Raw genomic sequence first — 26365 nt, forward strand, 5'->3', positions numbered from 1 at the left:
AGGAAAACGAAGTGCCGACCACCAGGCAGCCCTCTGCGCGGGTCACTGTAGCTCCAAAGACCGCACCCTCAGCGCAGGGAGCCCCACCATCATCCAGTACCCTGCGTGGAGGACGTCCCACCGACGGCCAGCCCGAATGATGGCCGAAAGAAGGACCACCAGCACGCCCGAACGACGCCGTCGCGGCTCCAGCGGATGCGCCAGGGACATCGAACGATGAAGAGAATCCACCTGCTTTCCTGCGGCCAGTGCAAGCGCCAGCTCGACGTGACCGCGCTGGCCATCGGCGACGAGGTCCAATGCGTCTGCGACGCCGTCCATATCGTGAGCGAGCCGAAGCTGGTGCAGATCCGAGGACTTGCCTGCAAGCGCTGCGGAGGCGTCCTTCAGGAGGGCGACACGTCATGCAGCTTCTGCCTCGCCGCGCTCGCGCCGGAAGAGCGCGAGGTCACCACCCTCTGCCCCGTCTGCGCGAAGCGGCTTCCGAACGACTCCGTGCACTGCAACCAGTGCGGGGTCAGCCTGCGCGCCGCCGCCGTTCCGCCGCTTCCCCACGGAGGAGCGTGTCCGCGATGCCGCGGTGAGCTTCGGATTCACCTGTTGCCCGACGCCGAAGTCGTCGAGTGTGGCGGCGAAAGCGGCTGCGGAGGGACCTGGTGCACACGCGACACGTTCGAAAGGATGATGCAGAACCTACGTCAGGCCGTCCACCGCGGCGAGGTCGGTCCGGACGGCGCCCGGAAGAAGCTCGAGTCACTCGGCGCTCCCGAAGGCGCCGTCTCCGCCTACGTGCCGTGCCTCACCTGCGGTGAACTCATGCAGCGCCGTCAGTTCCGGTTCGAAGACAGGCCGAGCCGGATCGTCATCGACCTCTGTCGAGATCACGGCGTCTGGTTCGATCGCGGCGAACTGGAGGGCGTCCTCGCGTTCATACGCAGCTCGATCGCCGCGTCGGGAGCGAGCTCTCCGGCGCGGAACCTCCCTCCGCCGATCACCGCCCGCGTCCCGAAGTATCGCAAGGAGCCTCAGACCTCGGGAGAGAGTTCGAGTTCCTTCCTGGGCGTCCTCCTGGACGCGATCTCGGACTACTTCTGGCTGGACTGACCCAGGGGCGCATCAGAGGATGTCGAAGATCGCGTGGTACTGCCCACCGAGGGTCGACGTCATCGCCGAGTAGGGCAACGCGTGCGCCATCGGGTTGCGCCAGGGAAGCGCGCTCTCCTCGCAGAGGATCCCGACGCCCACGATCGCCATCGAACGGGTGGCGCTCGGCATCGAACGATCTTCCACGAGTGCGAGCAATGGATCGACAGCGCGCCGGTCCCCGATCGACCCGAGGCTGACCGCGATCGCAGCCCGGGTCCCGTGGGACTTCGCCGCGATCAGCGCTTCCACCAGCGTCGGCGTCAGCCGCACGTCGCCGATCAGCCCGAGCCCCACGGAGAGGTGCCAGCAAAGGTCCGGCCGCGAGAGAGACTCCCGCAGGGAGTCGAGTAGCGCGTCCTTCGCGGGCTCGTGCCCGACGAGTCCGAGCGCGAGGGCCAGGTAGCCCTTCGCCTCCGGCTCACCGATGCGCCGGAAAGCCTCCAGCATGACCTCGCCAGCCTTGCCTCGAGCGGCCGGGTCGGCACCCTTGTGAAGCAGCGCGGCACCGAGGGCGTAGGCGCCGATGGTCGTGACGTTGCGCTGGTTCGCCAGCTCGGCGAGCAGCTCCTTCCGCCGGAGAAGTACGCGGGCCGGAGCTGGCACGCCCGGCGCACCAGCGCTCGCTTGATGGAGTTGAAAGGCCTGAACCCCGAGGGCCAGCGCGGCCCAGGGGCGCTCCAGGCAGCTCCCCTTCCGGCTCTGCGTGCGCAGGAGCTGCGCCGCCGCGCTCGCGCTCTGGAAGGGATCGTCGCCGAACCCGGCGCGGGCCGAGGCCTGCGCCAGCGACATGGCGGCGAAGCGGCGCTCCATCGGCTGACCGGTCGCCATCATTCGCTCCAGAAAACGGATGGACGCCTCGTCCTCCTCGCCCTTGCCCGAACGGGCCAGCTCGCCGAGCGCGACGAGCGCAGCGCTGCGAACGTCGGACGAGCGGCGGCGATCGCTGGCTTCCGTACGAAGACGCCTCTGCACATCGTCACGCAACGCCGCGTCGCGGTCCGACGCGAACTTCGCCAGCGTCGTGAGGCAAAACGCCCGCTCCTTGGGCGAGGTGATCGTGGAGTCGCGCTCCGACGTGCCCAGGCGGGTCAGAAGCCACCGGGCCATCCCCGCAGAAGACACGAGGGCCTCCACGTCGGGGTGCGAGCGCAGGGCAGCCGGCGGAAGCGTCACGGCCAGGGGAAGCTTGCACTGGCCGAGCGCGAGCATCGCCGCCGCGGGCACCTCGGCGCTCGTCGAAGGTGTCTGAAGCGTATCGAGGAGTCGCGCGGCCACCTCCTGCTGACGCGCCACGTCCGCCGTATCGAACGCGAGGACGCCGAGCCCGAAGGCCGCGAAAGCCCGTGTGCGGTCGGGGACCTCGCCGCGGCCCAAGAGCGCGGCGCCCGCCTCCGTCCCGTCGAGCAGCTCAGCGAGTGTTTCGAAGCTGGTTCCCTCGCCGAAGATGCCGAGGGCGAGGGCTGCGGTCTCCGAGACCACCTGGGAGCGCGAGGCGAGATGAGCGGTGAGCGCGGGCTCGATGCCGAGGCCCAGACCAACGAAGGGACCCTGACCGACGATGGGACCCTGACCACCGATGCGAGCGAGAGCAATGAGCGCCGACTGGCACATCTCGTCGCTCTCCTCGCCGCTCAGAACCCCGAGCAGCGCTGGCACGACGGACGCATCGATCATGCGGCGGGAAGGCGGCCGATCCGCCCGAACGACGGCCGAGAGCCCGCTCGTCACCATCGCGTGCCTACGCCTGACGGTGTCGCGCAGATCCAGGAACTCGTCGCGTTCCAGCCGCCACCAGAGCTCCCAACGCAGGGGATCGAGCGTACCGATCGGCGGCCCGGCCCCGGGTCCCGGCGACCGAGGAGGATTCGAAGCTCCGCCGAGGAGTCCTCCCGTGTCACCGGCCTCACTCCCCCCTTCGGCGGGCTTGCTCGGGGGGCCAATCTTTGGTTCCGCTGGCAAGCCCGCAGGGAACTCGGGGGCCGGTGGACCCCCATAGCAGAGGATGCCCTTCCCGAGTGGGCCACCGGTGGCGCCGGTACTCCCCTGGAGCGAAGCGGACGGGGGCGCGAGGGCCAGCAGTGCGGCGAGTGACGTGACGAAGAATCGGATCATGGGATTGCGGCGAGTAGCCGACCACCCGGACCGGGTCACAGGGCCTTGGACGCGCGGCGCGACGGTGTAGAGGCCTCCCGAAATGAGGCGCGGCCCCGCGAGCCCCTCGAAAGGTGCTCGCGGGGCCGCCCGAGAGGCCGCGTACTTCTGCTTAGAAGAACGTGATCTCGAGGCCGTTCGTGAAGTTCGACGTGGTGCCGCCGCTTCCGTTGGTATCGCGATACCAGGTCTGGAAGTTGAACGTGTCACCGGAGTTCGCGCTCACGAAGCCCGTCGGGGACGGGATCGCGCCCAGGTTGATTCCGAGCTGGAACGTACCCATCGCATTCGACTGTTTGATCTGACCCGGGCCGACGTAGCGACCGATCTGGCCAGAGAGGCACAGGTTGCCCGAGCTGCCTCCCGGGCCCATCACGAAGCCCTGGTTCGGGGACACGATGAAGAAGCCGAAGGAGAGCGCCGGAAGATCGGACGCGACGAGCGTCACGTCGTTCAGGCTCACCTGAACGCTGCCAGCACCCGTCAACTCACCCGAAGCGCCGGTCGAGTTCGGAACCGTCGCACAGTACTGGGAGCCGATGAAGCCGCCGCCCAGCGTCGTGCCCGGGTTCGCGTAGAGCATGGCGATGTCCGCCGGGCTCAGCTGACCCGCGTAGACCTGAACGTCGTCCATGCGACCGTTGAAGAACTGCGGAATCGAGAAGTTCGGGTCCCATGCGCCGAGGAACCAGGTCGAGTTCGGGTCGCGGGCAAACTCCTCGCCCATCGCCACGTTGCCGGACTGGACACCGTCGAAGTAGAACGTGACGTCGGCCAGCTCGCTCATGGAGATGGCGACGTGGTGCCAGGTTCCAGGAACGAGGACGCCGGGGTTGGCGCCGTAGTCGAGGACGGCGTGGGTGGTGGCGCTGAGGCCGAACTGGCTGACCGAGAACGACCAGCTACCGCTGGGGCCGTCGTTGCTGAGGATCCGCATACCACCGGTCGGCGTCTGATCGACGTTGATCCAGGCCATGGCGGTGAAGTCGTAGCGCAGAGCGTCGAGCGCAGGCGCCGAGGTGATCTCGACGTAGGAGCTGGTCCCGTCGAAGCGCACCGAGTTGCCAGCGATGCCGGGCTGGCTGTTCATGGTGGCGGAGTAAATGCCAGGCTGGTTATTGCCCGAGAAGTCATTGGCGATGGCGCCCGGCTCGTCGAGGGTCCAGTGCCCCGCGAGCACAGGCGGAGCCACGGGCATGATCTCCTCGATGTTGATGATGCCCATTCCTGTGGCGCCACCCCATCCGCCGGGGCGGATGTAGTAGGTCGTGCCGGCGGTCGCCTGGAACGAGACGATGCTCTGGGTGCCGCAGGTGTCGTCGTTGCAAACAATGGCGGTCTGGCTACCGCAGGCGCCTTCGAGCACCTCCAGCACGGTGTCGAACGTCGTGCCACACAGCTCGACGAGATAGACGGCGTTGTTCGGCGCGTTGAACGAGTACCAGATGTCCGCGCGGCCTTGGGTGGGCTCGCACGTGTAGGCCGGAAGGCTGTCGGTGGCTCCGGTGCCCACGGCGCTATCGAAGGTCGTGAGACCGATCGAGATCGGAAGGGCCGTGGAGCAATCGTCGTTCATCACCTGTGCGGAGGCGACACCTGCGATGAGAGCGGCGGGGAATAGTGAAGAAGCGAGAGTCAGTCTCATCTATTTCGGTGAAGGGTTGCAGGATGGAAAAGGGGCGCCGAGGAACCCCGGCGCCTGGGCCACCATAGCACGCCTTCCGTGGGGTCGCATCGTCAAGGGAAGCCCCGACCGCATGAGAACTTCGCCACGCCTCAAGATCGCCCAGTCCTACTTACACGAACCGAACCCATGCGCTGCCCGATACGTCCAATGGCCCTCCTGTTCACGCTCTGCGCCACGGGATTGAACGCGTGCATGGCCCCGGGTGTCGAGACGGAACCTCCTGCCCTGAGGGTCGTCACCTACAACATCCGGCACGGGCACGGCATGGATGGTGCGGTCGACCTCCAACGGATCGCCGAGGTCCTTCGGCCGCTCGACGCGGACGTGATCCTGCTCCAGGAGGTGGACCAGGGATGCACGCGCTCGGGGAGCGTGAACCAGGCCGCCGCCCTCGGGAATGCCCTCGATCTGGAAGCACGGTTCGGCGCGTTTCGTCCTTTCGGCGGCGGTCTCTACGGCATGGCTGCGCTTTCCCGATGGCCGATCCTCGCCAGCGAGGTGGTCGAACTCCCACCGGGGCCGAACGCTCTCTCTTGCCTCGAACTCGACATCGACTTCCACGGCGCGCCGATCACCGTCACGGGGCTGCATCTCGTCATGACCGAGGAACAGCGCCTCGCCCAGGCGAAGTTCCTCGTCGATCGCTACCGCGGCCACTCGGCTCCCGTCGTCCTCGCCGGCGACCTCAATTCCGAGCGCGACTCGCCGGTGCTCCCGCTCCTGGAGACCACTTTCGACTGCCCCGAAAAGCCGTTCGCGCCGCTCACCTTCCCGTCGGCAGAACCCGTGAAGGAAATCGACTTCGTGCTGCTCGGCCCCCGCGGCGCGTGGACCGTCGTCGAACACGAGGTGATCCCGGAAGCGCTCGCGTCGGACCACCGCCCGGTCTTGCTCAGCGCGCGCCCGCCAGCTCCTCGATCGGCACGTTGAGCAGAGAGCGCTCCTGCCAGCCGTCCGCATCGAAGTGCCACCACTCGGAGCTGAGCACCCGGAACCCGTGGGCCGCCATGGCCTCGATCAAGCGATCCCGATTCCTGCGCATCGGCTCCAGCACGTCGGCGTCGGCCCGCGCCTCCGGCACGAACGCGTCGAACTGCGTGGGCATGGGCAGCGCGCGGCCGTTTCCATCGACGAGCGCGAGATCCACGGCCATCCCCCGATTGTGCCTGGAGCCCTTCGACGGATCCGCCACGAAGTCAGGGTCGCCTATGACGTCCCACATGCGCTTCGTCACGGACCAGGGACGATAGCCGTCGAAGACGAGGAGCCCGAGCCCGTCGGCTTCGAGGTCGTCCTGCACCTGCGAAAGCCGCTCCATCGCCGAGCGGCGCAGGTAGATCCTGCCCACCGGATAGAGCGCTTCGCCGACGAAGTTGTCAGGGGTCGCGTAGACCGCCCGCACCCGGATCCGCGGGTCCGCGGAGGCCACCTCCACCAGCGGATCGTCCGTCGGGGCCACGGTCACGAGGTCGAGATCCGCGGCCGGATCGTCGACGACTCCCGGACCGGCGCAGCTCACATGGGGAACCAGCAGCAGCACGCCCGCCGCCCATCGAGTGAGGAAACACATCATTTGTAGAGCAGGTAGGGCGCACGCAAGTGCAGGAATCCATCGACATCGTCCATCCACGCGGGCGGGATCTCGCGCCAGTGCCCAGCGCCCATCAGGTCTTCGAAGGTCCGGGCAGAGAGCAGTCGCGAATCCCCGCGCGCCGCGTTGAAGTCCTGGCCGAACAGATCGTTGAGATGCCAGAGGATCGCCATGCCCGCCGCGACCGGCGCGAAGGCGTCGCGATCGACCACCGTGATATGGACGCCACCGCACTCTTCCCCGATGAACTTGGCCGCGTCCGGGGTGAAGACGATCGGCGTGAACTCCACGCCCGGCAGCGCCTCCGCGCGGAGCGCGTCCGCGAGCTTCTTCCCATCGATCCACGGCGCGCCGAAGAGTTCGAACGGCTCATCGGTGCCGCGCCCCACCGACAGGTTCGCGCCTTCCAGCAGCCCGATGCACGGGTACAGAACCGCCTGAGTGGGATTCCGCATGTTGGGCGAAGGGTTGATCCACGGCACGCCCGTTTCCTCGTACCACATGCCGCGCGACCAGCCCTCCATGGGCACGACGGTCAGCTCGGCACCGATGCCGCCCCACTCGGCGTTGAACATCTTACCGAGCTCCCCGATCGTCATCCCGTGCGTCAGGGGCATGGGACGCCAGCCGATGAACGAGAGGCGATCGGCGTCGGTCAGCGGCCCGCTGACTCGCCTCCCCGTGATGGGGTTCGGCCGGTCGAGCACGATCACCTCGACCCCTGCCGCTGCGCAGGCCTCCATCGCGAGGCCGAGCGTGGACGGGTAGGTGTAGTAGCGAACGCCCACGTCCTGGATGTCGAAAAGGAGCGCGTCGAGCCCTTCTAGCATCTCCGGCGTCGGCTTGCGCGTTTCCCCGTAGAGGCTGAACACCGGCAGCTCGGTCGCTTCGTCCGTGGCGTTGCCGACCTTGCCCTCGAGCTTGCCGAAGAGCCCGTGCTCGGGCGAGAAGATCCGAACGAGGTTCGCGTTCTTCGATTCATGCAGCACGTCGATGGTGCGCTTGCCCGAGGCAGTCTTGCCCGTGACGTTCGTGATCAGTCCGAGGCGCTTGCCCGCGAGCCGCGCGCAGTCCTCGGTCTCCAGCACGTCGATCCCGGTCTGTACCGCAGGCGCGAGCCGGGGCGCGTGGACGTCCGTCGCCGACGCCACCGCGTCCGCCGTCGCACGCCGGAGCGGCGACAGCGAGGGATTCTTGCCTCCCTGGAGGCGGCTGGCCATGAGCACGTACCAGACGTCGGTCCGGGCGTCGATCCAGAAGCAGGGGCCGGTGAAGCCCGTGTGCCCGAACGAGCGAAAGCGAGGGAATAGCGAGCCTCGCGGGGAGGAATAGCCCGTCTGCACGTCGAGGGCCAGCGCACGCGCCGTGCCATGGTCAGCGTGGTTCGAGGAAGCGGCGACCTTCTCGACGTCGCGCTTCGGCGAGGGCACGAAGCGAGCCTTCGTCATCAGCGCCACGGTCGAAGCCTCGAGCGCGGACGAGTCGGTCGCGGTGGCCCCCGACAGCAGCGCGCAGAACCGGCCGAGGTCGCGCGCGGTCGAGAAGAGGCCCGCGTGGCCGGTCACTCCGCTGGCGGCCCGGCTCCGCGGGTCGTGGACGACCCCGAGCGGCGTGCCCGGCTCGGTCGACGCCGTACGGGCGAGCCGCTCTTCGTCCAGGGGTCCGAAAGAGGACGACGTCATGCCCAGCGGCAACAGCACCTTCTCGCGCGTGAAGACGTCCAGCGGCTGGCCGCTCACGCGCTCGACGATCTTGCCGAGGGTGATGAAACCGAGGTCCGAGTACGCGAAAGCGGCACCCGGCACGCTCCGCAGCGGACGCGCCGTGAAGGTCCGAATCGCTCCGTCCACCGCGTTATCGTGGCCCTCGAAGTCCGACACGGCGCTCGCGGGCGCGAGGCCGCTCGTGTGCAGCAGGAGATGCTCGACGGTGACGGGCGTCGCCGCGCCGCCGAAGTCCGCGGGAACGAGGTCGGGAAGAATCGCGTCGACGCGGTCCGTGAGGCGGAGCTTGCCCTCCTCGATCAGCTTCAGGATCGAGCCGCCGGTCGCGACGGACTTCGTGACGGAGGCCATGTCGAAGACCGTATCCGCCGTCATCGGGACGCCCGGCGCGCGCTCTCCGAAGGTCTCTTCGAGGAGAATCTCGTCGCCGCGGCCAACGAGCAGCACGGCGCCGGGGATCAATCCGTCGGCGACGGCCGCACGGACGACCTCCGCCGCGTTCTCGAGCCCGCGGGCGGTCGTGACCGCTTCGGCGGTGCGTGTGGCGATCGCCTCCTGTGGAAGCCCCGAGGCGGGAGGGAGAGCGGCAAGACAGGCAAGGATCAGCGATTTCATCAGCATGCCGGACAGCTTGCGCGATCGGCCGCCGAATGGGGAGCGCCGCGCACGCCGCGAACAGGAGATTGACAGGAGCGCGAGGCTCTAATCGCCGAACACGTGGCGCGCGACGACCTCGCCGAGATCCTCCAGGAACCGATCCGCGACCGGGTAGTCGTAGAGGTTGTCGTTCAGAATTCCGTTCGGGTTGTGGTACAACGTGGCAGCGAGAAAGAACGCTCGTCCGGTGCTCTTTTCCGTGACCTCGGAGTTCGTGATGCTGAAGCCGTAGGCCCGGCCCACCTTGTCCCGGATCGTTACCTCGTCCTTCGGAAGCACGCGCCAGACGCCGGGTCCGAGGAACTTCGAGTAGCTGTCGGGATACGCCTCGGAATCGTAGACGGGATCGGTCGAACCGCCCGGTGTGGCCGCCATCGCGGCGCGCATGAGCTCGCGGTCGTCGGGCTCCAGCGCGAATCCAGCGCTGGCCGGCCTGCCGGGGATTCGCACGTCGGGGCGGAGCAGCATGATCTGCATGTCCTGCAGGTCGCGAAGCTGAATGTAGTTCTTCTGAACGAACGACATGGGCTCCTCCACGAGTTCGCCACCGCGCATGTAGCCCCGTCCGATGGAAGTGCCGGAGAGCGCGGCGTTCGACTCGTCGAGCCCGCGCACACGCTCGGGAACGGCCGCGATGGGCTGACCATCGCGCAGAAGCTCGACGCGCGGCGTCTTGAGCTGATCCTCGGGCGCGTGGAACTCGGAGAGTCGATGAAGGATCCGCGTGGACTCGAGGCCGGCCGCTCGCATCCGCTCGTTGAGATAGGCGTTGCCCGCGAACTCGTAGAGCCGGTTGTACGCCCCGTTGTCGGACACGAGGAACACCTTGCGCATCTCGTGCGCCAGGGTGATGGTGCCGCCGTCGCGATGGCTCGCGTCTTGCTCTTCCACGACCTCGCCTTCGAAGAGCGGCTGGAAGCGCAGCGGCGTGTCGAGGCTGACCTCGCCTTCGAGTCCGGAGCGGGCGCCGAGGTCCCGGAGCTGGAGCGCAGCCGCGATCGCCGCGCAGGTCTTCACGGAGCTCGCAGGATAGAAGTACTCGGGGCCGGCGTCGAAGGAGTGTCGCTCGAGCGTCGGCGACCCGTCCTCGCCTTCGACCACGATCGCCAGTTCGATCTTCAGCCTCTGGTCGTCCGCGGTGGCGAGGAGGCTGGAGAAGCGCCCTGGGTCGGCGGCCATGAGCTCGGTCAGAAGGTCTGGCTCGTGGCGCTGAGCTTCGAGCGAAGGCGCGCCCTGGCAGCCCATCGAGGCCGCGGCCGAAAGCAAGAAGGCCGCTGCCGAGGAAAGCCCGGGCTTCAACGGGCCGCTCCTCTCAGGGGATGAGGAAGCGCGTCGCGCTCTTCTTCGATCAGGCGCGTCAGGTCGAGCGCAGGCTTCGCGAGATGCGCCTCTCCGTCCTCGGTCAGCACCACCTCGGCGGGCAACGGACGCGAGTTGTAGCAGGAGGCCATCGACGCACCGTACGCACCCGTGTCGTGGATCGCGAGGAGGTCACCGGACTGCACCTCCGGGAGTTCCTGCGGTGCGGGGGAGCTGTCCTTCGCCTGCGTGAAGACATCCGCGCTCTCGCAGAGGGGGCCGGCGACGAGCTGGGGGCGCGTGGGCTCGCCGCTCTTCCCCAGCGCGGTGATGCGATGGTAGGAGCCGTAGAGCACCGGCCGCGCAAGCGTGTGGAATCCGGCGTCGACCAGAATGAAGGTGTACCCGTCGGACCCATCGCCGCCGGGGGTGCGGGTGTCGTTGATGCCGCAGACTTCGGTCAAGAGCACGCCCGACTGGGCGACGAGGTAGCGGCCGGGCTCGACCTCCAGGTGGAGCCTGCGCCCGAGGTCCGCGGACCAGCGCTCGCGCGCCTCGTTCCAGGCCGTCGCCAGAACCTGCACGTCGAACTCCGTGTCGGTGTCCCGATAGGGAATGGACATGCCGCCGCCACACGACACGGTCTGAACGGTGTCACGGAACACCTCGATGGCGCGGCCCATGGCGGCGATCGTGTCGTGAAGCCTGTCGGTCCCCACGCCGGATCCGATGTGCACGTGGAGGCCGGTGACCGCGAGGCCACGGGCTGCGGCGCGTTCGCGCGCGGCGTGCAGCGACCCGTGCCAGATGCCGTGCTTCGAGTTTGGTCCGCCCGTCGTCACCTTCTGGTCGTGGCCGTCGCCGAACCCCGGATTGATACGGAGCGTGATCGAGTCGAAGCCGCCGATGTCGCCGACCTGGTCGATCATCGTGATGCTGCCGGCGTTCACATGGAGGCGATGTTCTGCCACGGCGTCGCGCGCCTCTCGATCGAGCAGATCCGCCGTGTACACGATTTCCCCGGGGAGAAAACCCGCAGCGAGCGCGCGGTCGACTTCTCCTTTTGAAACAGAATCGCAGACAGCGCCCGCCTGACGGAGCGCGGAGAGGACCGCCAGGTTCGGGTTCGCCTTGACCGCGTAACGAACGCGATCGAAGCCAGAGAAAGCCAGAAGGCGCTTCTGTATCGAAGACAGATCGTAAACATAAAGAGGCGTGCCGAATCGACGCCCCACTTCGGCGAGCTGCTCATCGCTCGCCCATGCAGGCTGTTGTTTCACGGCCGGATTGTGGCGGCGCCCACGGAGGGGTCAAGCGCGGCGGCCCTTTATCCGGGCGGCTTCGTCGGATGCCTTTCCCAGGATGGAGTATCCTGCGGGTATGGACTCCCACCGCAACACCACCGGCCATCGAGCTGGGTTTCCCCATCAGGCCATCGGCGTCGTCGCGACGCTCGGTGGCGCCGCGCTTTTGGCAGCTCTCTCCAGTGGCGCCGCTCCAGGGGACGGCGACACCTCTGGATTCGTTGGCGGACCCGTGCGCGTCGTGATCGATCCAGGACATGGCGGTTCGGACTCGGGCGCGGTCGGCAACGGCATCGTCGAGAAAGAGATCAACCTCGCGGTTGCCCTGCGTCTTCAGGAGCTGCTCGAACTCGACACACTCGACACGAACGGCGGTGGCGATTGGGAAGTGCTGATGACCCGCGAGACCGATGCCACTGTTTCGCTGATCGCTCGATCGGACCTGGCCAACAACTGGGCGGCAGATCGGTTCATCTCGATCCATCACAACGCCTTCGGGCAGTCCTCCGCCAACGGAACGGAGACGTTTTCTTTTTCTGAGGGCACGATCTCGGCGAACATGCGCGATCGGATCCAGGAGGAGCTGATCCTTGCGCTGGGCCTCTTCAACCGCGGATCGAAGACGGCCAACTTCAGCGTTCTTCGTGAGACGTTCATGCCGGCGGCACTCTCCGAGGGTGGCTTCCTGTCGAACCCGGGAGATGCGGCCGTTCTCTCGAGCCCGGACGCGGTCGAGCGCTCGGCGAAGGCACACCTCTTCGGTCTTCAGCGTCACTATGGCCTGCAGCCGTGCGTGCCGACCGACGGTCCGACCACGTACTGCGTGGCGAAGCTCGCGTCCCCTGGCTGCGTCCCCGCGATCACCTCGAGCGGCACTCCTTCGCTCGCGAACAGCGACTTCGTCATCGCCTGCGACAGCGTCGTGAGTCAGCAGTTCGGCCTTCTGATCTGGTCGCGCCAGGAAGCCGCCATTCCGCTCTTTGGCGCCACCTTGTGCGTGGGAGGCAGCATCCGCAGGACCCCGGTTCAGTATTCCTTCGGCCTCGGCAACGGGAACTGCTCGGGCCGGTTGGAGCTGAGCCTCGATACGGCGTTCATGCAGTCGAGTGGCTTCCAGGCGGGTGAGGAGATCTTCGCCCAGTGGTGGTTCCGCGATCCGTTCTACTTCCCACAGGACCCGGTAGGACTTTCCAACGGATTGCGCTTCACCGTGCTTCCGTAGGCCGCACCAGCGGAAGCCCGGCGGTCGACAGGCTGCCAGTGGCAGAACTACTGGCCGACTGCAGGAACGATCCCGAACATCCCTCGCGGAGACGCTCGCAGTCTCCATCTGGATCGCTTTCAAGGTTCCCACGGGTCGGTGCGACCTTACATTCCGCCCCGGGGCCAACCGATAGCCCCATCCAGGGGCTTCAGTGCCCGCTTGCCATGGGAATGATCAAAGTACTTCTGGTTGATGACGATCTGGTAGATCGCATGGCGGTCCTGCGCGGATTCTCGCGCGCGGGTCTGGATGCTGAGATCCAGGTGGCGTCGGACGGTGCAGCGGCGCTGGAGATCCTGCGGAGCGACGATGCCTCGCTGCGGATGGAGCATCCGTTTCTGGTCCTGCTGGATCTGAACATGCCCGGGATGGGGGGTCTCGCCTTCCTGGAGGAAGTGCGCAAGGATCCGACCCTGCGTCGGACGATCATCTTCGTGCTGACCACCTCGGATAGCGACGAGGATCGACTCGCCGCGTACGAGCATCTGGTTGCCGGGTACGTTCTGAAGAGCAAAGCAGGGCGCAACTTCGAGGGCTTGCTCGCCATGCTCCAGGCCTACTGGAGCGTCGTGATCTTGCCGAACAAAAGCGACGGGGTTTGAGCCGGGGACGGATCAGATTGCCTCAAAACTGGACGGTGGGAAAATTCCCGACCCTCACCCCGGCCTCTCCTGCGCCGGGGCCCCTTGGTCTCCCAGGAAAGCTCAAAACAGCAGGCTCTGCACGCGACCGATGTCTCGGAAGCCCAGCTGCTCCGAGAGCGCGAGCGAGGCGCGATTCTTCTCACGGACCATCCAGACCGGCTCTTTGCCGCGCAGCCGCTGCTGCTCGATGAGGGCACGGGCGCACGCGAAGCCGAAGCCCGCGCGCCGAAAGTCCGGGACCGTATCGATCGATACGTCGAAGTAGTTCTCGGTCTCCACGAAGGCGGAGGCGATCGAGGCGATGCACTCTCCCGCCAGGCTCGCCACCACCATGGGCCAGGGCCGCATGGCGGCGAACTCCGCGCGGAGCGCGCGCGGTAGGGTCTCCAGGAGCGGGTCCGATTTCGACTCCAGGACGACCGTCTCGTGGGCCACGGAGTGGCGTACCCCTTGTCCGACGAGCCCCCCCTCGATGGTCTTTCCGTCGACGGCGTTCTCGTCGAGCACCTGAACCCGGTGGAGCCCCAGGGAAGTGACACCATCCAGCGCGAGCCACTCGTTCGCACACGAGATGGGAAGATGGAGTTCCAGGGGCTCCTGCACCATGCCATGACGATCCGCGAGGTCACGGAGTTCGTCGGCGAGACGGACGGAAGGTGCGCCGAAGCCCATCGCCATGCCGTGCTCGGAGGCGAAGACGAACCCGTGGACACCGGGCTCGCCATGGGATCCGTCGGGGTCCAGCAAGACGCGAGATTCCGGGCGGCAGAGGAGCAGTCCCCGTGCTTCGACGTGGAGCGGCGCATCGGAAAGCGCTTGAAGCACGATGGCTTTCGGGGAGCCAGCCCCTGAATCACTCGCAGTAGGCGACATCGCGCCCATCATCGAACGCGGCGCGGACGAGCACCAGTCCCGGATAGAGAACGTCAGCGAGAATGGAGCCACGCTTGAAGGAGGCTTCACCCGGAGAGGTCGCCGTCTGACGTTGCGTTCACCCCAGGGGCGTAGCGTCTCGCCCATGATTCAGAACTCCGTTCACAGTCACCGCCTGGCCTGGCTCGCGGTCCTTCCGCTTCTGGCGGTTTGCGGTTCGTCCAAGGCTCTGGCTCTTCAACTCGACTCGGCCTCCGAAGCACCGGGCACCCTACGACCCGAGTACGTTCCGGGCTGGAACCGAGCTCCGGTCCAGCGCGAGCTGAACCTCCTGTACGACCCCGCCATGTCCGAGACGGACAACGGCGACCGACTCAAGGATCAGTTCGAAGCACTCCTCCCCGGCGACCTCTTGCGCGTCGGACCCGGACGCTGGTCGGTCAACTCGTTCTTCCAGGTCGATCTCCAGGGCACCGCAGCCGCCCCGATCCGCATCATCGGTGAGCCCGGGGCCATTCTGACGCGGCCCAATGAGTGGCAGAACGCGATCAATTTCGGCTCCACGACCGCGGCGGCCACGAGCTATCTGCTCTTCCGAGGGTTTGAGGTCACGAACGGTTCCTACGGCATCCGGCTGCAGAACGTCGACAACCTCTGGATCGATCAGTGCCACGTGCACGGGGTGAGGGCGGTGGGCATCGGAGCCAACTCGCACCACACGAACGCGCTCTACGTGACGCGGTGCGAGGTCCACGACACGGCGTCGACCGGCGAGGGGATGTACCTGGGGGGCAACAACGCATCCGCCATCTGCTCCAACGCGGTCATCGCGCTGAACCACGTCCACGATACCGGTGGAAGCCAGGGCGACGGGATCGAGCTCAAGCAAGGCAGCCACGGCTGTCTGATCGCCGAGAATCTCATCCATGGCACGAACTATCCGGGATTGCTCGTCTACGGCACGGACGGGAACCCCGTCAACATCATCGAGAGCAACGTGATCTGGGATACGGTCAGCAACCCGTTCCAGGTCCAGGGTGAGGCGATCGTCCGCAACAACCTGATCTTCGCGGCGAACAGCGCTGCGCTGCAGAGTGGACCGCACCAGGACGCCACGACGAACCTGAAGATCATCGGCAACACGTTCATCGCACGCGGCTCGGAGGCAGCCTTCTTACGCTCATGGGGAGGCAAGCCAGGGATGGTGCTCGCGAACAACGTGTTCTACTGCGAGGCGGGAGAGGCGGTCCACGTGAATGGTGGCCTGGCCGGAGTCGTGGTGGCCAGCAACGTCGCGCTCGGTCCGGTCTGGGGCATCCCGATGACGGGATTCAGCCAGGGCGCCGGCCTCAGCGACTTCATCGATGTGACGTGGGACGGAACCCATCGGGATGCGCGTCCAACGGGGCAGAGCGCACTCAACCGCCCAACCCTCAGCCATCCTGACTGGACCCGCGACCTGACGGGCGCCATCCGCCCGCTCAACCCACGAATCGGTGCGCTCGAGCCGGGGACCTACGGCCGCTACCTGGGCTTCTGGACGCCCACATCCCCCCGCCTGCGCACGCGCTTCCCATTGGTCGCAGGCATGCCGTCCTACTCGGTGACGGTCGAGGGAGCTCCCCCCTTCTCCAGCGTCTGGCTGGGATCGGAGATCCTCGAACAGTCCGCCGTAGGCGGAACCCAGCAAGGTTCCCCGATCGTGTTCCGCGCCGCCACCACGGATGCTACCGGCCGAGCCGTCATCACCCTGGACCCCGCCCTACTCCCCACCAACCCCGGCGACAGCCTGCAAATCCGAGCCATGACGCGCACCCCATCCGGCCCCCTCTTCACCCGCCGAATGATCGCCACCGCCAAGTAACCCCTCCCATCCGGAACAAACGGACCAGGTGCATCCATTCCGGAACAAACGGACCAGGTGCATCCATTCCGGAACAAACGGACCAGGTCCGTTTGTTCCGGAATGGATGCACCTGGTCCGTTTGTTCCGGGTCAGGTCAGGGATTCCAGGAGTTTGGACAGGATGCGGGGGCCGTCCGCTCGGAGGCCGTCGTGCTCGTACTCGTTCGTGACCCAGGGGTGGAGGCCCCGGATCTTCTTGGCGGTTTCCAAAGAGAGGTCTGCGGGTACGAACATGTCGTCGTGGTAGACGACGGCGGAGACCGGGACCTCGTTGTTCGCCAGCTGGGCTTCGTCGTAGAGGAGCGGCCAGTTCGACGCCTTGGCCAGGGCCTCGGCCGCTGGCTTCAGAGGGCGCAGTTCGGTCCACTCATCGAACATCCACGGGAAGATCATCTCTCCCGTCAGGAGCGGCGCCTCGGAACGGTCGAGGGAAGCCCGTGCGTCGAACTCCGCGTGGTCGGCTCGAACGCGCTCCGCCGACCAGTCCGTCGATCGGCCCTGCGCGTAGCACGCCTCGTGCAAGAGGGCGTAGAAAGGATTCGTATCGAACGACTGCAGGTTCTCGATGCCGCGCAGGAAGGTGATCGAGAGCTCGTCGGTGCCAGGCACGAAGGCACGCTCGAACAGATAGAAGATCTGAGGTGCGCCGTAGGAAAAGCCGAGCTGCGCGCCGATCGTCTGGATCCTGCGCTGGGACAGAGGATCGCCGCACGGGAGCTTCACGTCGCCCTCCGCGGCGCGACGGAACACCCGGACCATGAGATCGGAGAGTTCGGGGAACTGGCGATGCATCTTGGCGTTCTTCGAGGCTGTTCGCGGGAACGTCCTTCGGTAGACCTCGTCCGCGTGGTTCCCGAGGCCGGGAAGGCCCCCCGTGATCATCGCGCCGGCCAGCCCCTCCGGTGCGATCGAAAGGTACGTCGTCACGCAGAATCCTCCGAAGCTCTGGCCGAGTACCGTCCAGCGCTCTTGCTCGCCTAGCAGCTGACAGCGGATGGCCTCGCAGTCCTTCACGATCGAGTCCGCTCGAAAGTGACGCAGATGCTCGACCTGTGCGGCCGTGCTCCCGAGCTCCAAGAGGCTCCTCGTCGTGTGCGGCGTGCTCAATCCCGTTCCGCGCTGATCCAGCGCGAGCACGCGATAGCGCTCGGCCGCGTACCCGATCCAGCCCTCCTTCGCCGTCGGACGCGGACTTTCGAAGCCGGGCCCCCCCTGGAGGAAGACGAGCCAGGGGCGCGTCTCCGCACCTGGTCCGGGAGCCACGAACTCGCGCGCGCAGACCTCGATCGTCGGCCCCTCCGGCACCGCATGATCGAGTGGTAGCCGGAAGCGGTGATCGGTTGCCCGGAGGCCGGAGAGCTTGAACATCTGCAATGGGTCAGGAGCGCGCACGGAGAGCGACGTCAGGGAAGTCGCTGAAGAGAGCATCTACGTCATGGTCCTGGAAGAACCGGCGAGTCTCGTCCTCATCTTCCTTGAACGTGTACGGGATCACGGCGAGCCGAAGCTCGTGGGCCTCGCGAACGAGCTGCCCCTTCGTCGCCTCGATCATCGTCTTTGAAGGGCCGATCGCCTCGGCCCTCTTCGCGATCTCGGCGAGCTGGCTTCGATCCGGAGCTTCTCCGCCAAGGAGCTCCAGCATCGTGGATCGAATGCCAGCGTCCCGCACGCGCACCAGCGCATCAGGCTCGAACGACTGGGTGATACAAAGGGCGCCCGGCTCGTCGTAGCCCGCTTCGCGCAGGGCCTGCACGTACACTTCCTCTAGCGGACGCTTCTCCCGGCGATGAAAGTCGGGCGCCTTGAGCTCGGGAACGATGCCGACCTCCCGCCCCGTGCGTTCGTTGAGGTGCGCGACGAGGGCCAGGAACTCCTGGAACGTCGGCACGCTGCATCCGCGGAATCGATGGCGATCGCCGCCGGTCGCGGAGAGCTCCCGGATCTCGTCAAGCGTGAAGTCTGCGGCATAGAAACGACCATCGGTGCGCGCGCGACCCGGAAACCGCTGCGCGACGTCCGTGACGCGCTCCAGGTGCACGTCGTGCATGCAGATTGCCACGTCGTCAGCGGTCAGCACGAGGTCCGGCTCCAGCATGTCCGCGCCGAGCCCGTAAGCCATCGAGTAGGCCTCCAGCGTGTGCTCGGGTAGGTATCCGCTCGCACCGCGATGCGCGACCACGAGCCCCGGACGGCTCCACGGCCACTCGCCCAGTTCTCCACTTCGAATGTTCATCGCGTAGCCAGCGTGAGTTCGCTTTCCAGTGCGTCGCCGAGGCGCTCGTACTCGGTCGCGTCGTTGTAGAGCATCGCCGAGATCCGGAACCAGCGCTTACCCGGCGCCGGCCAGTGAACGATCGGCACTTCGATGCGATGCGTCTCGAAGAGCCTCTGGCCGAGGGTATCGGTGCGCCCTATCTCCGGCGGCGGACCGTCCGGCAAGGGGAGCGTGACGATCGATCCGAGCATCTCCTCCGGCGCGGGCGCCACGAGGCCGAGCCGCGATGTCAGGATCCGACGCCCCTCCAGCGCCAGCGCGCGGTTGGCCGCGTAGACCGCCTCGATCCCGCCGCCGTGTATCACGTTCTCCAGGAAGTCCAGGGCCACCGGGACCGCGAGAAGCGGGGTCGGATCGAACGTGCCGGTCCAGTCGAACTCCGCGAGGAAGCGCGAGCGTGCCGGCCGCGGCGTGTTCGCGGCGTGGCTGATCACCGTCGGCCGAACCTCGGCCTGGTGCTCGGGCCGGACGTGCAGGTAGCCCGCCACCTTCGGTCCACAGAGCCACTTGTGCAGGTTGCCCGTCGTGTAGTCAGCGCCCAGCGCGTCGAGTTCGACCTTCACCATGCCCGCAGCATGCGCGGCATCGACCAGCACCCGAATACCTCTCGCGTGCGCCGCTTCGATGATGCGCGCCAGCGGCAGGATCAGCGCCGTGGGACTCGTGACGTAGTCGACGAGCAAGAGGCGCGTCTTCGATGTGAAGGCGGCCTCGATCGCTTCCACCGCGGCGTCCGGGCCCGAGCAGGGAAACGGAATGTCCGCGACCGTCACCCTCGCTCCGGCGCGCCCGGCCACGAACCTGGCTGCGTTCGTGCAGGCGTTGTAGCCGTGGCTCGTGACGAGGATCTCGTCGTCCGCCTCGAACGGGAATGATCGGAGCACCGCGTTGACGCCGTCGGTCGCGTTGCGCACGAACGCGAGATCCTCGAAGCGGCAGCCGAGGAAGTCGCTCAGCCTCTCCCGCACCGGATCGAGCTTCTTCTCGAGGTCACGCTCGGGCGCGAGCCACCGGATCGGGTCGCTCTCCAGCTCGTCCTGGAGCCGACGCTGGGCCTCGAGCACCACGCGCGGCGACGCTCCGAACGAGCCGTGGTTCAGGAACGTCACGTCGGGGTTCAGGCCCCAATGGGACCGATACGCGCTGCGGGTCGAAGTCATGGCGTCACGTCCATTCGAGACGTGCAAGGATGGGAACGTGATCGGAGGCCTCGTACTCCAACATCCAGGAAACCTGGATGGGGCGAAAACCCCGGACGAAGATGCGATCGAGGTGCAAGTCCGGGCTGAAGCCGATGGCCCGGCTCACCACGCCCGCCGGGACGTCGCCGGTCTTGCCGCCTGGATAGTCCGGCCTGACCTCCTCCAGATCGAGCGCATGGCTCAGGGCCTCGACGGCGTCCATCCTGGCCTTGTTCCAGGTGTTGAAGTCCCCCGCCACGATCATCGGGCCGCGGAACGCCTCGACCCGCACGCGGAGGGCCTCCAGCTGGCGCGCGAGCTGGGCACCCGACGGATCGAAGTTCAGTCCGTGAAGATTGACGAGGCAAAGTTCGCCGCCGCCCGCGACGCGGAAGAGCGACACGAGAGCGGCCTTGGGCGTCAGCACACGGAGCTCGCGCTCGGCCGAACGAACCCGGTAGGCGTTCGACGCCGCCACGGAGCTGAGCGTCATGACGCCCTCCTCGCTTCGCCCCAGGAGACCGGACCGGAAGCTTCGCGCATGGTGCCCGACCATCCCGGTCGGCAGGTGCATCCCGAGCCGCGCCTCCTGGAGCGCCAGCAGGTGAGGACACCGGATGTCGACCAGATCCTGGAGTTCGTCGTGCACCCCGTCATGCAGGAGCTTGTGGACGTTCCACGAGACGATGCAGAGTTCGGACGCCGGGTCGAACTCCTGTGCAGGTCCCTGGCCGCTGGACGGCGCGGGCTGCCCAACGGGGGTCGCGGTTTCCGACCGCCTGGATCTCACGCGTCGTCCGTGCCCGCCGCCTTCTTGGAGGTTGCCTTCTTGGAGGCTTTCTTCTTGGAAGTGGCGGCCTTCTTGCTCGCCGCTTTCTTCGAGGTCGCCTTCTTCGCAGCCGTCGTCTTCGCAGCCGCCTTCTTGGCGGCCTTCTTGGCGGCCTTCTTGGCCGCTGGCTTCTTGGCGGCCTTCTTGCTCACTTTCTTCTTCTTGCCCTTCTTCTCGCGCTGCACGTCCAGCAGCTCGAGCGCATGCGCGATCGTGAGGGACAGCGGGTCCTCCATATCGCGCGGCAGCGAAGCGTTCACGTCTCCATCGCTCACGTAGGGTCCGTAGCGGCCCTTGAAGAGCTTCACCACCACGCCTTCGTGACCTTCGACGTTCTCGAACACCTTCATCGGCTCGGGCGCGGACGTGCGACGGCCGCCCTTCTTCTCCTCGGCGAGGAGCTCGAGCGCCCTCTCCTTCGTCACCGTCAGAAGATTGTCCTCGGCCGCCAGGCTGCGCGTGTCCGCACCGCGCTTGATGTAGGGGCCATAGCGGCCGTTGTACGCGAGGATCTCGTTGCCGTCGCCGTCGTCGCCGAGGTTCCGCGGAAGCGAAGCCAGCGCGATCGCCGTCTCGAGATCGACGTCATCCACGGTCATGCCCTTGAGGAGCGAGACCATCTTCGGCTTCTCTTTCTTGTCGTCCGTCTGCTCCCCGAGCTGCACGTACGGCCCATAGCGCCCCGTCTTCACGTAGATCGGCAGCTGGTTGTCCGGATGGTGCCCGAGCGGCTCGTCGCCCTTGGCCTTGGCTGCGAGCAGCTCCTCCGCGAAGCTGATCGTGACCTCGTCCGGCGCCGTCTCGTCCGGGATGGGCGCAGTCGTCTCGCCGCGCTGAAGGAATGGCCCGTAGCGGCCCACTCGAACGATCACCTCCTCACCGCTCTCGTTCTTCCCGATCGGGATCGAGCAAACCGTGCGCGGATCGATGTCCTCGACGTTCTTGTCGAGCATCGGCTTGAGCCCGGGGTGGATGCCCAGCCCTTCGGTGTAGAACTTCCGAAGGTACGGGAGCATCTCGTCGTCGCCGCGGGAGATCGCGTCGAGGCTCTGCTCCATCGACGCCGTGAAACCCGGGTCGATGAGGTGCGACATGTGTTGCTCCATGAGCGACACCACGGCAAACGCGGTGAACGTCGGCACGAGGGCCGAGCCCTTCTTGAACGTGTAGTCGCGGCGGAGGATCGTGTCGATGATGGAAGCGTAGGTACTCGGTCGACCGATGCCCTCCTCCTCCAGCGTCTTCACGAGCGTCGCCTCCGTGAGGCGAGCGGGCGGCGAGGTGTGGTGTTCCTCGGCCTCGATGCCCTTCGCGGCCACGTCGTCGCCCTGGGCCACCGGCGGCAGGATCGTTTCCTTGTCGCTGAGCGCGGCCTCCGGATCGTCCGAGCCCTCGACGTACGCTCGAAGGAAGCCCGGAAAGTCGATCACGCTGCCGTTCGCCTGGAAGACGGCCTGCACGCTGCCCTCTTGATCGCCGACCTTCAGCGCCATGCGGCGCCCCTTGGCGTCCTTCATCTGGCACGCGATCGTTCGCTTCCAGATCAGCTCGTAGACCTTGCCCTCGTCGGCACCCAGCAAACGCTGGATATCCTCGACCGGCGCAATGGTTTCACCGGCCGGACGGATGGCCTCGTGCGCTTCCTGGGCGTTCTGCGTCTTGCCCTTGTACTGACGCGGTTGGTCCGGGAGGAAGTCGCTGCCGTACATGTCCTCGACGGCCGCCCGCGCCAGGTCGATCGCCTGGGTCGAAAGCGTCACCGAGTCGGTTCGCATGTAGGTGATGTAACCGTTCTCGTAGAGGCGCTGCGCCGCCCGCATCGTTCGCTTCGCATCGAAGCGCAGCTTGCGGTTGCCCTCCTGCTGGAGCGTCGAGGTCGTGAACGGCGGCGCGGGCGAGCGCGTGAACGGGCGCTCCTCGGCCGAGATCACGTTGAAGGTCCCGTCCTCCAGCCGCGCGCGCAGCGCCTTGGCCGCCTCGGAGGTCAGCAGCTCGACGTCGTCGCGCTTGAGCTGACCCGTGTCAGGATCGAAGTCCTTGCCGCTCGCGATTCGCTTGCCGCCGAGCGTGACGAGGCGCGCCTCGAACTCCTTCCCCTTGCCCTCACCGGTGGTCGGCGTGAACTGGGCCACGAGGTCCCAGTACTCGGCCTCGCGGAAACGCATCCGGGCACGTTCCCGATCCACGAGAATTTTCGTGGCCACGCTTTGCACGCGGCCCGCCGAGAGCCGCGGCTTGATCTTCCGCCAGAGGATCGGCGACACCTCGTAGCCGTAGAGCCGGTCCAGGATCCGCCGGCTCTCCTGGGCCTCGACCATCGGCTGGTCGATCTCCCGTACGTCGTCGATGGCCTCGAGGATCGCCTTCTTGGTGATCTCGTGGAACACCATCCGCTGGTACGGGACCTTGGGCTGCAGGACCTCCACGAGGTGCCAGCTGATCGCCTCCCCCTCGCGGTCTTCATCGGTCGCCAGCAGGACTCGATCCACCTGCTTCAGGAGGGCCTTCAGCTCCGCGATCTTCTTCTTCTTCGCCGGCTGGACGATGTAGAGCGGCTTGAACTCGTCCTCGACGTTCACTCCAAGGCGGGACCAGGCCTCCTTCTTGTAGGCGGCCGGGATCTCGGCGGCGTTGGCCGGGAGGTCCCGGATGTGGCCGACGCTCGACTCGACGATATAGTCCTTCCCCAGGAACTTCTTGAGGGTCTTCGCTTTGGTCGGCGACTCGACGATGACGAGCGTCTTGGACATGAAATTGGGTGGGGAGGCGCGGCGGCGGAGGATTCGACGAGAGACTCTATATCTGTACGGGGAGTAGTTCTGGTCGACGGAGGGGCGGAAGTCTACCGCCAGGTGCTTCCTTACGTGATTTCCGGTGGCATCGGCCGCTCTCCAGGTGGCCAGGATGGAAACCGGGTGGAATTCTCTTGGGGTACCCTCATAATGCGGTTAGCCCCCGCGACCATGTCGCAGGGGGCCCGGTTAAGACCCCTGCGGGGCCCCGATGTAGCCGTCTTCAGAGCGTCAGGGGCCTGGCTCCCCTGGATTCCTCGGCTTCAGAGGAATTCGCAGGGGCACCGGCGCGGTCTTCTTCACTGGATCGCCCGGGATCGCGCGTCTCCCCCCCGCCCTCCGGCGAATCCAGCACCATGTTCAAAGAATCCGACCTTGCCGACGTGCCCGTAGGCGCCGACGCCCAGGCGACTCTTTCGTCCTCCAACACCTCGGGTTATCCAACCCGAGGCAACGGCCAGGATGATCCTCGACGCCTCTCCGAGGGCTCGCAGAAGCCCCAAAAAGCCACCTCCAAGCCCCTGGAGGACGTCCAGGGCCGCGGCGACACCCGTGGAATCGCCCTGGAGCGCGCTGGCGTGACGGACGTTCGGTATCCGGCGACGGCGCTGGATCCCGACGGAATCGTGCGCTCGACCATCGTGAACCTGGAGATGAGCGTCGCGGTGCCGGCCGAATCGAAGGGCACTCACATGAGCCGCTTCATCGAGATCGTCCAGGCCGACGAACGCGCGCTGTCGCCCGAGTCCGTGGTATCGATGCTCCGGACGATGCAGGAGCGCCTGGAGGCCCAGGAGGCCCGCCTGGCCCTGGAGTTCCCCCTCTTCATGGAGCGCGAGGCCCCCGTCACGAAGTCCAAGGGCATGATCGACGTGGGCTGCGGCTTCGTGGGCACGATCGACGGCGACGTGATCGATCTCGTCCAGAAGGTCGTCGTCACGGTCACGAGCCTCTGCCCGTGCAGCAAGGAGATCAGCGAGTACGGCGCCCACAACCAGCGGGGCGCCCTCACGATCGAACTCCGCACGCGGACCGACGAGAACGGGCTTCCGGTGACCCTGCCCATGGGTGACCTGATCTACGCCGCCGAGGAGAGCGCCTCGTGCCGGATCTATCCCGTGCTGAAGCGCCCGGACGAACGCTGGATCACGATGGAGGCCTACGAGAACCCGGTCTTCGTCGAGGACATGGTCCGAGGGGTCGCCAAGCGCCTCCAGGCCGACGAGCGAGTGCAGTCATTCCGCGTTCACGCCCGCAACTTCGAGAGCATCCACGGGCACGACGCGTTCGCGGAGACCTCCTGGTCACGCTGACGTCTCTCGAAAAATCCGCCGCGGGTTCGATCGGGTCAGGATGAAACGGATGGCGCCATCGTCGATAATGGCGCCATGCTTCAACGACCCCGGCGCAACCGCAGAACGCAGGCGATCCGCGATCTCGTCCACGAGACCGCGCTTCAGCCTGCGGACCTGATCTATCCCGTCTTCCTCCATGCGGACAGGGTCGACACCCCCATCGGCGCCATGCCGGGCCAGACGCGCTGGTCCCCGGACGGCCTGCTGGGTCTCGCCGAGCGCGCGCTGGAGGCCGGCATCCGAAGCGTCGTGCTCTTTCCGAAGATCGAAGACGCCAAGAAGGATCGCGTCGGAACCGAAGCGGGGAACGACGAGGGGCTCATCCCCGCCACGCTGCGCTCGTTGAAGAAGCAGTTTCCGGAGCTGACGCTGATCACCGACGTCGCCCTCGACCCCTACAGCAGCGACGGGCATGATGGCATCGTCGCGGACGACGGCCGGATCCTGAACGATGAGACGATCGAGGTCCTGGAGCGCCAGGCACTCGCCCAGGCGCGCGCCGGCGCCGACATCGTCGCGCCGAGCGACATGATGGACGGACGCATCGGAAGGCTCCGCCGCGCGCTCGATAGCGAGGGCTTCCACGATGTGGGTCTGCTCTCCTACACCGCCAAGTATGCGTCGTCGTTCTACGGCCCCTTCCGCGGCGCACTCGACTCCGCCCCGAAGGCGGGCGACAAGAAGACCTACCAGATGGATCCACGCAACCGTCGTGAGGCGCTGCGCGAACTCGCCCTCGACGAGGCCGAGGGCGCCGACATGGTGATGGTCAAGCCCGCGGGCCCCTACCTCGACATCATCCGTGAGGTGCGGGATGCGACGACGCTCCCGGTCGCCGCGTACCAGGTCTCGGGCGAGTACCTGATGATCGAGGCCGCCGCGCAGTCGGGCTGGCTCGATCGGCGAGCGGTCGCGCTCGAGAGCCTCGTGGGCATCAAGCGCGCGGGCGCTGACATGATCCTGACCTACTACGCGATGGAAGCAGCCGCCTGGCTCGCGTGACGGATCAGAGTTGCCCGGCCTGGCGGAACAGCCGAGCGGTTGCGATCAGCGGCAGCCCGATGATGCCCGTGTAGTCGCTGCTCACGATCCGCTCGAACAGCCGAATCCCCTCATCCTCGATGCGATACCCGCCGGCGGAGTCGAGCGGTGCACGGAGCTCGACGTAGGCCTCCGCTTCCGTCCGCTCGAAGGGGCGCATCTCCAGCTGCTGAACGTCGATCGCCGTGTATTCGGTGCCGTCTCGCTCGGACAGGAGCACGACGCCGTTCACCAGGCGATGTGTCCGGCCCGCGAGTCGCAGTAGCTGCTCGACGCAGCGCTCGGGCGTGCCCGGCTTCCTGAGAAGGATCCGTTCGCCGCCCGTTTCCAGCACGCCGACCTGGTCCGCGCAGAGGAGCCAGCGATCCCCGCCCTGCCGACGAAGCGCGGCGACTTTGGCCCGCGCCAGGGTCAGCGCGAAGTCCTCGGCCGACATCGAGGGGAAGTGGACGTCGTAGGACTCCTCGTCGACGTCCGGGGATTCCTGGGTGAAGGGAACGCCGAGGCGCGCGAGCAGTTCAGCCCGATAGCGCGAGGAGGATCCCAGCACGAGAGCCGATCGGACGGGCGAAGGGAAATCGGCAGGTGAAGAGGTTTCCATGGTTCGACTCGATTATTGACGATCGCCCCGGCGGGCGCACGAACCA

20 protein-coding genes are annotated in these 26365 nt (G+C 66.7%); 7 read left to right on the forward strand and 13 right to left on the reverse strand.

Annotated elements, in window-relative coordinates; genetic code table 11:
* Nucleotides 1-216 precede the first annotated feature (216 nt).
* Nucleotides 217-1104 carry a TFIIB-type zinc ribbon-containing protein gene (locus Poly30_RS26160; RefSeq protein ID WP_145204810.1) on the forward strand — a complete coding sequence of 296 codons (888 nt, stop codon included), beginning with the start codon at nucleotides 217-219 and terminating at the stop codon, nucleotides 1102-1104.
* A 12-nt stretch (nucleotides 1105-1116) separates the two neighbouring features.
* Here the strand turns inward: Poly30_RS26160 and Poly30_RS26165 are convergent, their stop codons facing one another.
* Both Poly30_RS26165 and Poly30_RS26170 read right to left on the reverse strand, forming a co-directional pair.
* Nucleotides 1117-3258, reverse strand: coding sequence for a HEAT repeat domain-containing protein (locus Poly30_RS26165; protein WP_145204813.1), 2142 nt, complete (start codon nucleotides 3256-3258; stop codon nucleotides 1117-1119).
* Nucleotides 3259-3409: 151 nt separating this feature from the next.
* The gene (locus Poly30_RS26170; RefSeq protein WP_145204816.1) at nucleotides 3410-4942 is read right to left on the reverse strand and encodes a LamG-like jellyroll fold domain-containing protein; all 1533 of its coding nucleotides are present in this window, start codon (nucleotides 4940-4942) and stop codon (nucleotides 3410-3412) included.
* 189 nt (nucleotides 4943-5131) lie between these two features.
* Between Poly30_RS26170 and Poly30_RS26175 the strand changes: the two genes are divergently transcribed.
* Nucleotides 5132-5914 carry an endonuclease/exonuclease/phosphatase family protein gene (locus Poly30_RS26175; protein ID WP_419190690.1) on the forward strand — a complete coding sequence of 261 codons (783 nt, stop codon included), beginning with the start codon at nucleotides 5132-5134 and terminating at the stop codon, nucleotides 5912-5914.
* On the opposite strand, the gene Poly30_RS26180 is transcribed toward Poly30_RS26175, so the two are convergent.
* The 4 genes from Poly30_RS26180 to lysA all read right to left on the reverse strand — a co-directional run bounded on the left by Poly30_RS26180 (nucleotide 5877) and on the right by lysA (nucleotide 11535).
* Nucleotides 5877-6557: a M15 family metallopeptidase gene (locus tag Poly30_RS26180; RefSeq protein WP_145204822.1), complete on the reverse strand. Its 681-nt coding sequence runs from the start codon at nucleotides 6555-6557 to the stop codon at nucleotides 5877-5879. The genes Poly30_RS26175 and Poly30_RS26180 overlap by 38 nt on opposite strands.
* Nucleotides 6554-8914, reverse strand: coding sequence for an exo-beta-N-acetylmuramidase NamZ domain-containing protein (locus Poly30_RS26185; protein WP_419190691.1), 2361 nt, complete (start codon nucleotides 8912-8914; stop codon nucleotides 6554-6556). Before Poly30_RS26185 ends, Poly30_RS26180 begins: the two co-directional genes overlap by 4 nt.
* A gap of 87 nt (nucleotides 8915-9001) precedes the next feature.
* Nucleotides 9002-10255 carry a serine hydrolase gene (locus Poly30_RS26190; RefSeq protein ID WP_145204827.1) on the reverse strand — a complete coding sequence of 418 codons (1254 nt, stop codon included), beginning with the start codon at nucleotides 10253-10255 and terminating at the stop codon, nucleotides 9002-9004.
* Nucleotides 10252-11535 carry a diaminopimelate decarboxylase gene (lysA, locus tag Poly30_RS26195; protein ID WP_145204830.1) on the reverse strand — a complete coding sequence of 428 codons (1284 nt, stop codon included), beginning with the start codon at nucleotides 11533-11535 and terminating at the stop codon, nucleotides 10252-10254. Before lysA ends, Poly30_RS26190 begins: the two co-directional genes overlap by 4 nt.
* 100 nt (nucleotides 11536-11635) lie before the next feature.
* On the opposite strand from lysA, the gene Poly30_RS26200 reads away from it, so the two are divergent.
* Entirely contained in the window at nucleotides 11636-12781 is a 1146-nt protein-coding gene (locus tag Poly30_RS26200; RefSeq protein ID WP_419190692.1) for an N-acetylmuramoyl-L-alanine amidase family protein, read from the forward strand.
* Between the two features lie 212 nt (nucleotides 12782-12993).
* A complete protein-coding gene (locus tag Poly30_RS26205) occupies nucleotides 12994-13425 on the forward strand; it encodes a response regulator (RefSeq protein WP_419190693.1) in 432 nt (143 codons plus the stop codon).
* 102 nt (nucleotides 13426-13527) lie between these two features.
* Here Poly30_RS26205 and Poly30_RS26210 read toward each other — a convergent pair whose 3' ends face one another.
* Nucleotides 13528-14292 (reverse strand): GNAT family N-acetyltransferase, encoded by a 765-nt coding sequence (locus tag Poly30_RS26210; RefSeq protein WP_419190694.1) that lies wholly within the window; start codon nucleotides 14290-14292, stop codon nucleotides 13528-13530.
* Nucleotides 14293-14485: 193 nt separating this feature from the next.
* Here Poly30_RS26210 and Poly30_RS26215 point away from each other — a divergent pair, with 193 nt between their 5' ends.
* Nucleotides 14486-16204 (forward strand): right-handed parallel beta-helix repeat-containing protein, encoded by a 1719-nt coding sequence (locus Poly30_RS26215; protein WP_419190695.1) that lies wholly within the window; start codon nucleotides 14486-14488, stop codon nucleotides 16202-16204.
* Nucleotides 16205-16335: 131 nt separating this feature from the next.
* Here the strand turns inward: Poly30_RS26215 and Poly30_RS26220 are convergent, their stop codons facing one another.
* From Poly30_RS26220 to topA, 5 genes are read right to left on the reverse strand one after another with little or no spacing between them, the layout of a single operon-like run.
* Nucleotides 16336-17673, reverse strand: coding sequence for an alpha/beta fold hydrolase (locus Poly30_RS26220; RefSeq protein WP_419190696.1), 1338 nt, complete (start codon nucleotides 17671-17673; stop codon nucleotides 16336-16338).
* Nucleotides 17624-18478 (reverse strand): glycerophosphodiester phosphodiesterase family protein, encoded by an 855-nt coding sequence (locus Poly30_RS26225; RefSeq protein ID WP_145204845.1) that lies wholly within the window; start codon nucleotides 18476-18478, stop codon nucleotides 17624-17626. Before Poly30_RS26225 ends, Poly30_RS26220 begins: the two co-directional genes overlap by 50 nt.
* Entirely contained in the window at nucleotides 18475-19680 is a 1206-nt protein-coding gene (locus tag Poly30_RS26230) for an aminotransferase class V-fold PLP-dependent enzyme (RefSeq protein ID WP_145204847.1), read from the reverse strand. The genes Poly30_RS26225 and Poly30_RS26230 overlap by 4 nt, the downstream gene beginning before the upstream one ends.
* 4 nt (nucleotides 19681-19684) lie before the next feature.
* Nucleotides 19685-20491, reverse strand: a complete 807-nt coding sequence (locus Poly30_RS26235; RefSeq protein WP_145204850.1) for an endonuclease/exonuclease/phosphatase family protein — start codon at nucleotides 20489-20491, stop codon at nucleotides 19685-19687.
* Nucleotides 20488-23280 carry a type I DNA topoisomerase gene (gene topA / locus Poly30_RS26240; protein WP_145204852.1) on the reverse strand — a complete coding sequence of 931 codons (2793 nt, stop codon included), beginning with the start codon at nucleotides 23278-23280 and terminating at the stop codon, nucleotides 20488-20490. The genes Poly30_RS26235 and topA overlap by 4 nt, the downstream gene beginning before the upstream one ends.
* 398 nt (nucleotides 23281-23678) lie before the next feature.
* Here topA and folE2 point away from each other — a divergent pair, with 398 nt between their 5' ends.
* Together folE2 and hemB are read left to right on the forward strand one after the other, a co-directional pair.
* Nucleotides 23679-24635, forward strand: a complete 957-nt coding sequence (folE2, locus tag Poly30_RS26245; RefSeq protein ID WP_145204855.1) for a GTP cyclohydrolase FolE2 — start codon at nucleotides 23679-23681, stop codon at nucleotides 24633-24635.
* Nucleotides 24636-24710: 75 nt separating this feature from the next.
* Nucleotides 24711-25679, forward strand: a complete 969-nt coding sequence (gene hemB, locus Poly30_RS26250) for a porphobilinogen synthase (protein ID WP_145204858.1) — start codon at nucleotides 24711-24713, stop codon at nucleotides 25677-25679.
* Nucleotides 25680-25683: 4 nt separating this feature from the next.
* On the opposite strand, the gene Poly30_RS26255 is transcribed toward hemB, so the two are convergent.
* Entirely contained in the window at nucleotides 25684-26319 is a 636-nt protein-coding gene (locus Poly30_RS26255; protein ID WP_145204862.1) for a Maf family protein, read from the reverse strand.
* Nucleotides 26320-26365: the final 46 nt, after the last annotated feature.

It is taken from the genome of Saltatorellus ferox, assembly GCA_007751475.1.
GTDB lineage: Bacteria > Planctomycetota > UBA1135 > UBA1135.

Coding starts and splice junctions, on each gene's coding strand:
- Poly30_RS26185 (WP_419190691.1), bottom strand. CDS start 8,914: ATGAAATCGCTGATCCTTGCCTGTCTTGCCGCTCTCCCTCCCGCCTCG.
- hemB (WP_145204858.1), top strand. CDS start 24,711: ATGCTTCAACGACCCCGGCGCAACCGCAGAACGCAGGCGATCCGCGAT.
- Poly30_RS26255 (WP_145204862.1), bottom strand. CDS start 26,319: ATGGAAACCTCTTCACCTGCCGATTTCCCTTCGCCCGTCCGATCGGCT.
- topA (WP_145204852.1), bottom strand. CDS start 23,280: ATGTCCAAGACGCTCGTCATCGTCGAGTCGCCGACCAAAGCGAAGACC.
- Poly30_RS26205 (WP_419190693.1), top strand. CDS start 12,994: ATGATCAAAGTACTTCTGGTTGATGACGATCTGGTAGATCGCATGGCG.
- Poly30_RS26165 (WP_145204813.1), bottom strand. CDS start 3,258: ATGATCCGATTCTTCGTCACGTCACTCGCCGCACTGCTGGCCCTCGCG.
- Poly30_RS26225 (WP_145204845.1), bottom strand. CDS start 18,478: ATGAACATTCGAAGTGGAGAACTGGGCGAGTGGCCGTGGAGCCGTCCG.
- Poly30_RS26230 (WP_145204847.1), bottom strand. CDS start 19,680: ATGACTTCGACCCGCAGCGCGTATCGGTCCCATTGGGGCCTGAACCCC.
- Poly30_RS26160 (WP_145204810.1), top strand. CDS start 217: ATGAAGAGAATCCACCTGCTTTCCTGCGGCCAGTGCAAGCGCCAGCTC.
- folE2 (WP_145204855.1), top strand. CDS start 23,679: ATGTTCAAAGAATCCGACCTTGCCGACGTGCCCGTAGGCGCCGACGCC.
- Poly30_RS26170 (WP_145204816.1), bottom strand. CDS start 4,942: ATGAGACTGACTCTCGCTTCTTCACTATTCCCCGCCGCTCTCATCGCA.
- Poly30_RS26175 (WP_419190690.1), top strand. CDS start 5,132: ATGGCCCTCCTGTTCACGCTCTGCGCCACGGGATTGAACGCGTGCATG.
- Poly30_RS26180 (WP_145204822.1), bottom strand. CDS start 6,557: ATGATGTGTTTCCTCACTCGATGGGCGGCGGGCGTGCTGCTGCTGGTT.
- Poly30_RS26200 (WP_419190692.1), top strand. CDS start 11,636: ATGGACTCCCACCGCAACACCACCGGCCATCGAGCTGGGTTTCCCCAT.
- Poly30_RS26220 (WP_419190696.1), bottom strand. CDS start 17,673: ATGCTCTCTTCAGCGACTTCCCTGACGTCGCTCTCCGTGCGCGCTCCT.
- Poly30_RS26215 (WP_419190695.1), top strand. CDS start 14,486: ATGATTCAGAACTCCGTTCACAGTCACCGCCTGGCCTGGCTCGCGGTC.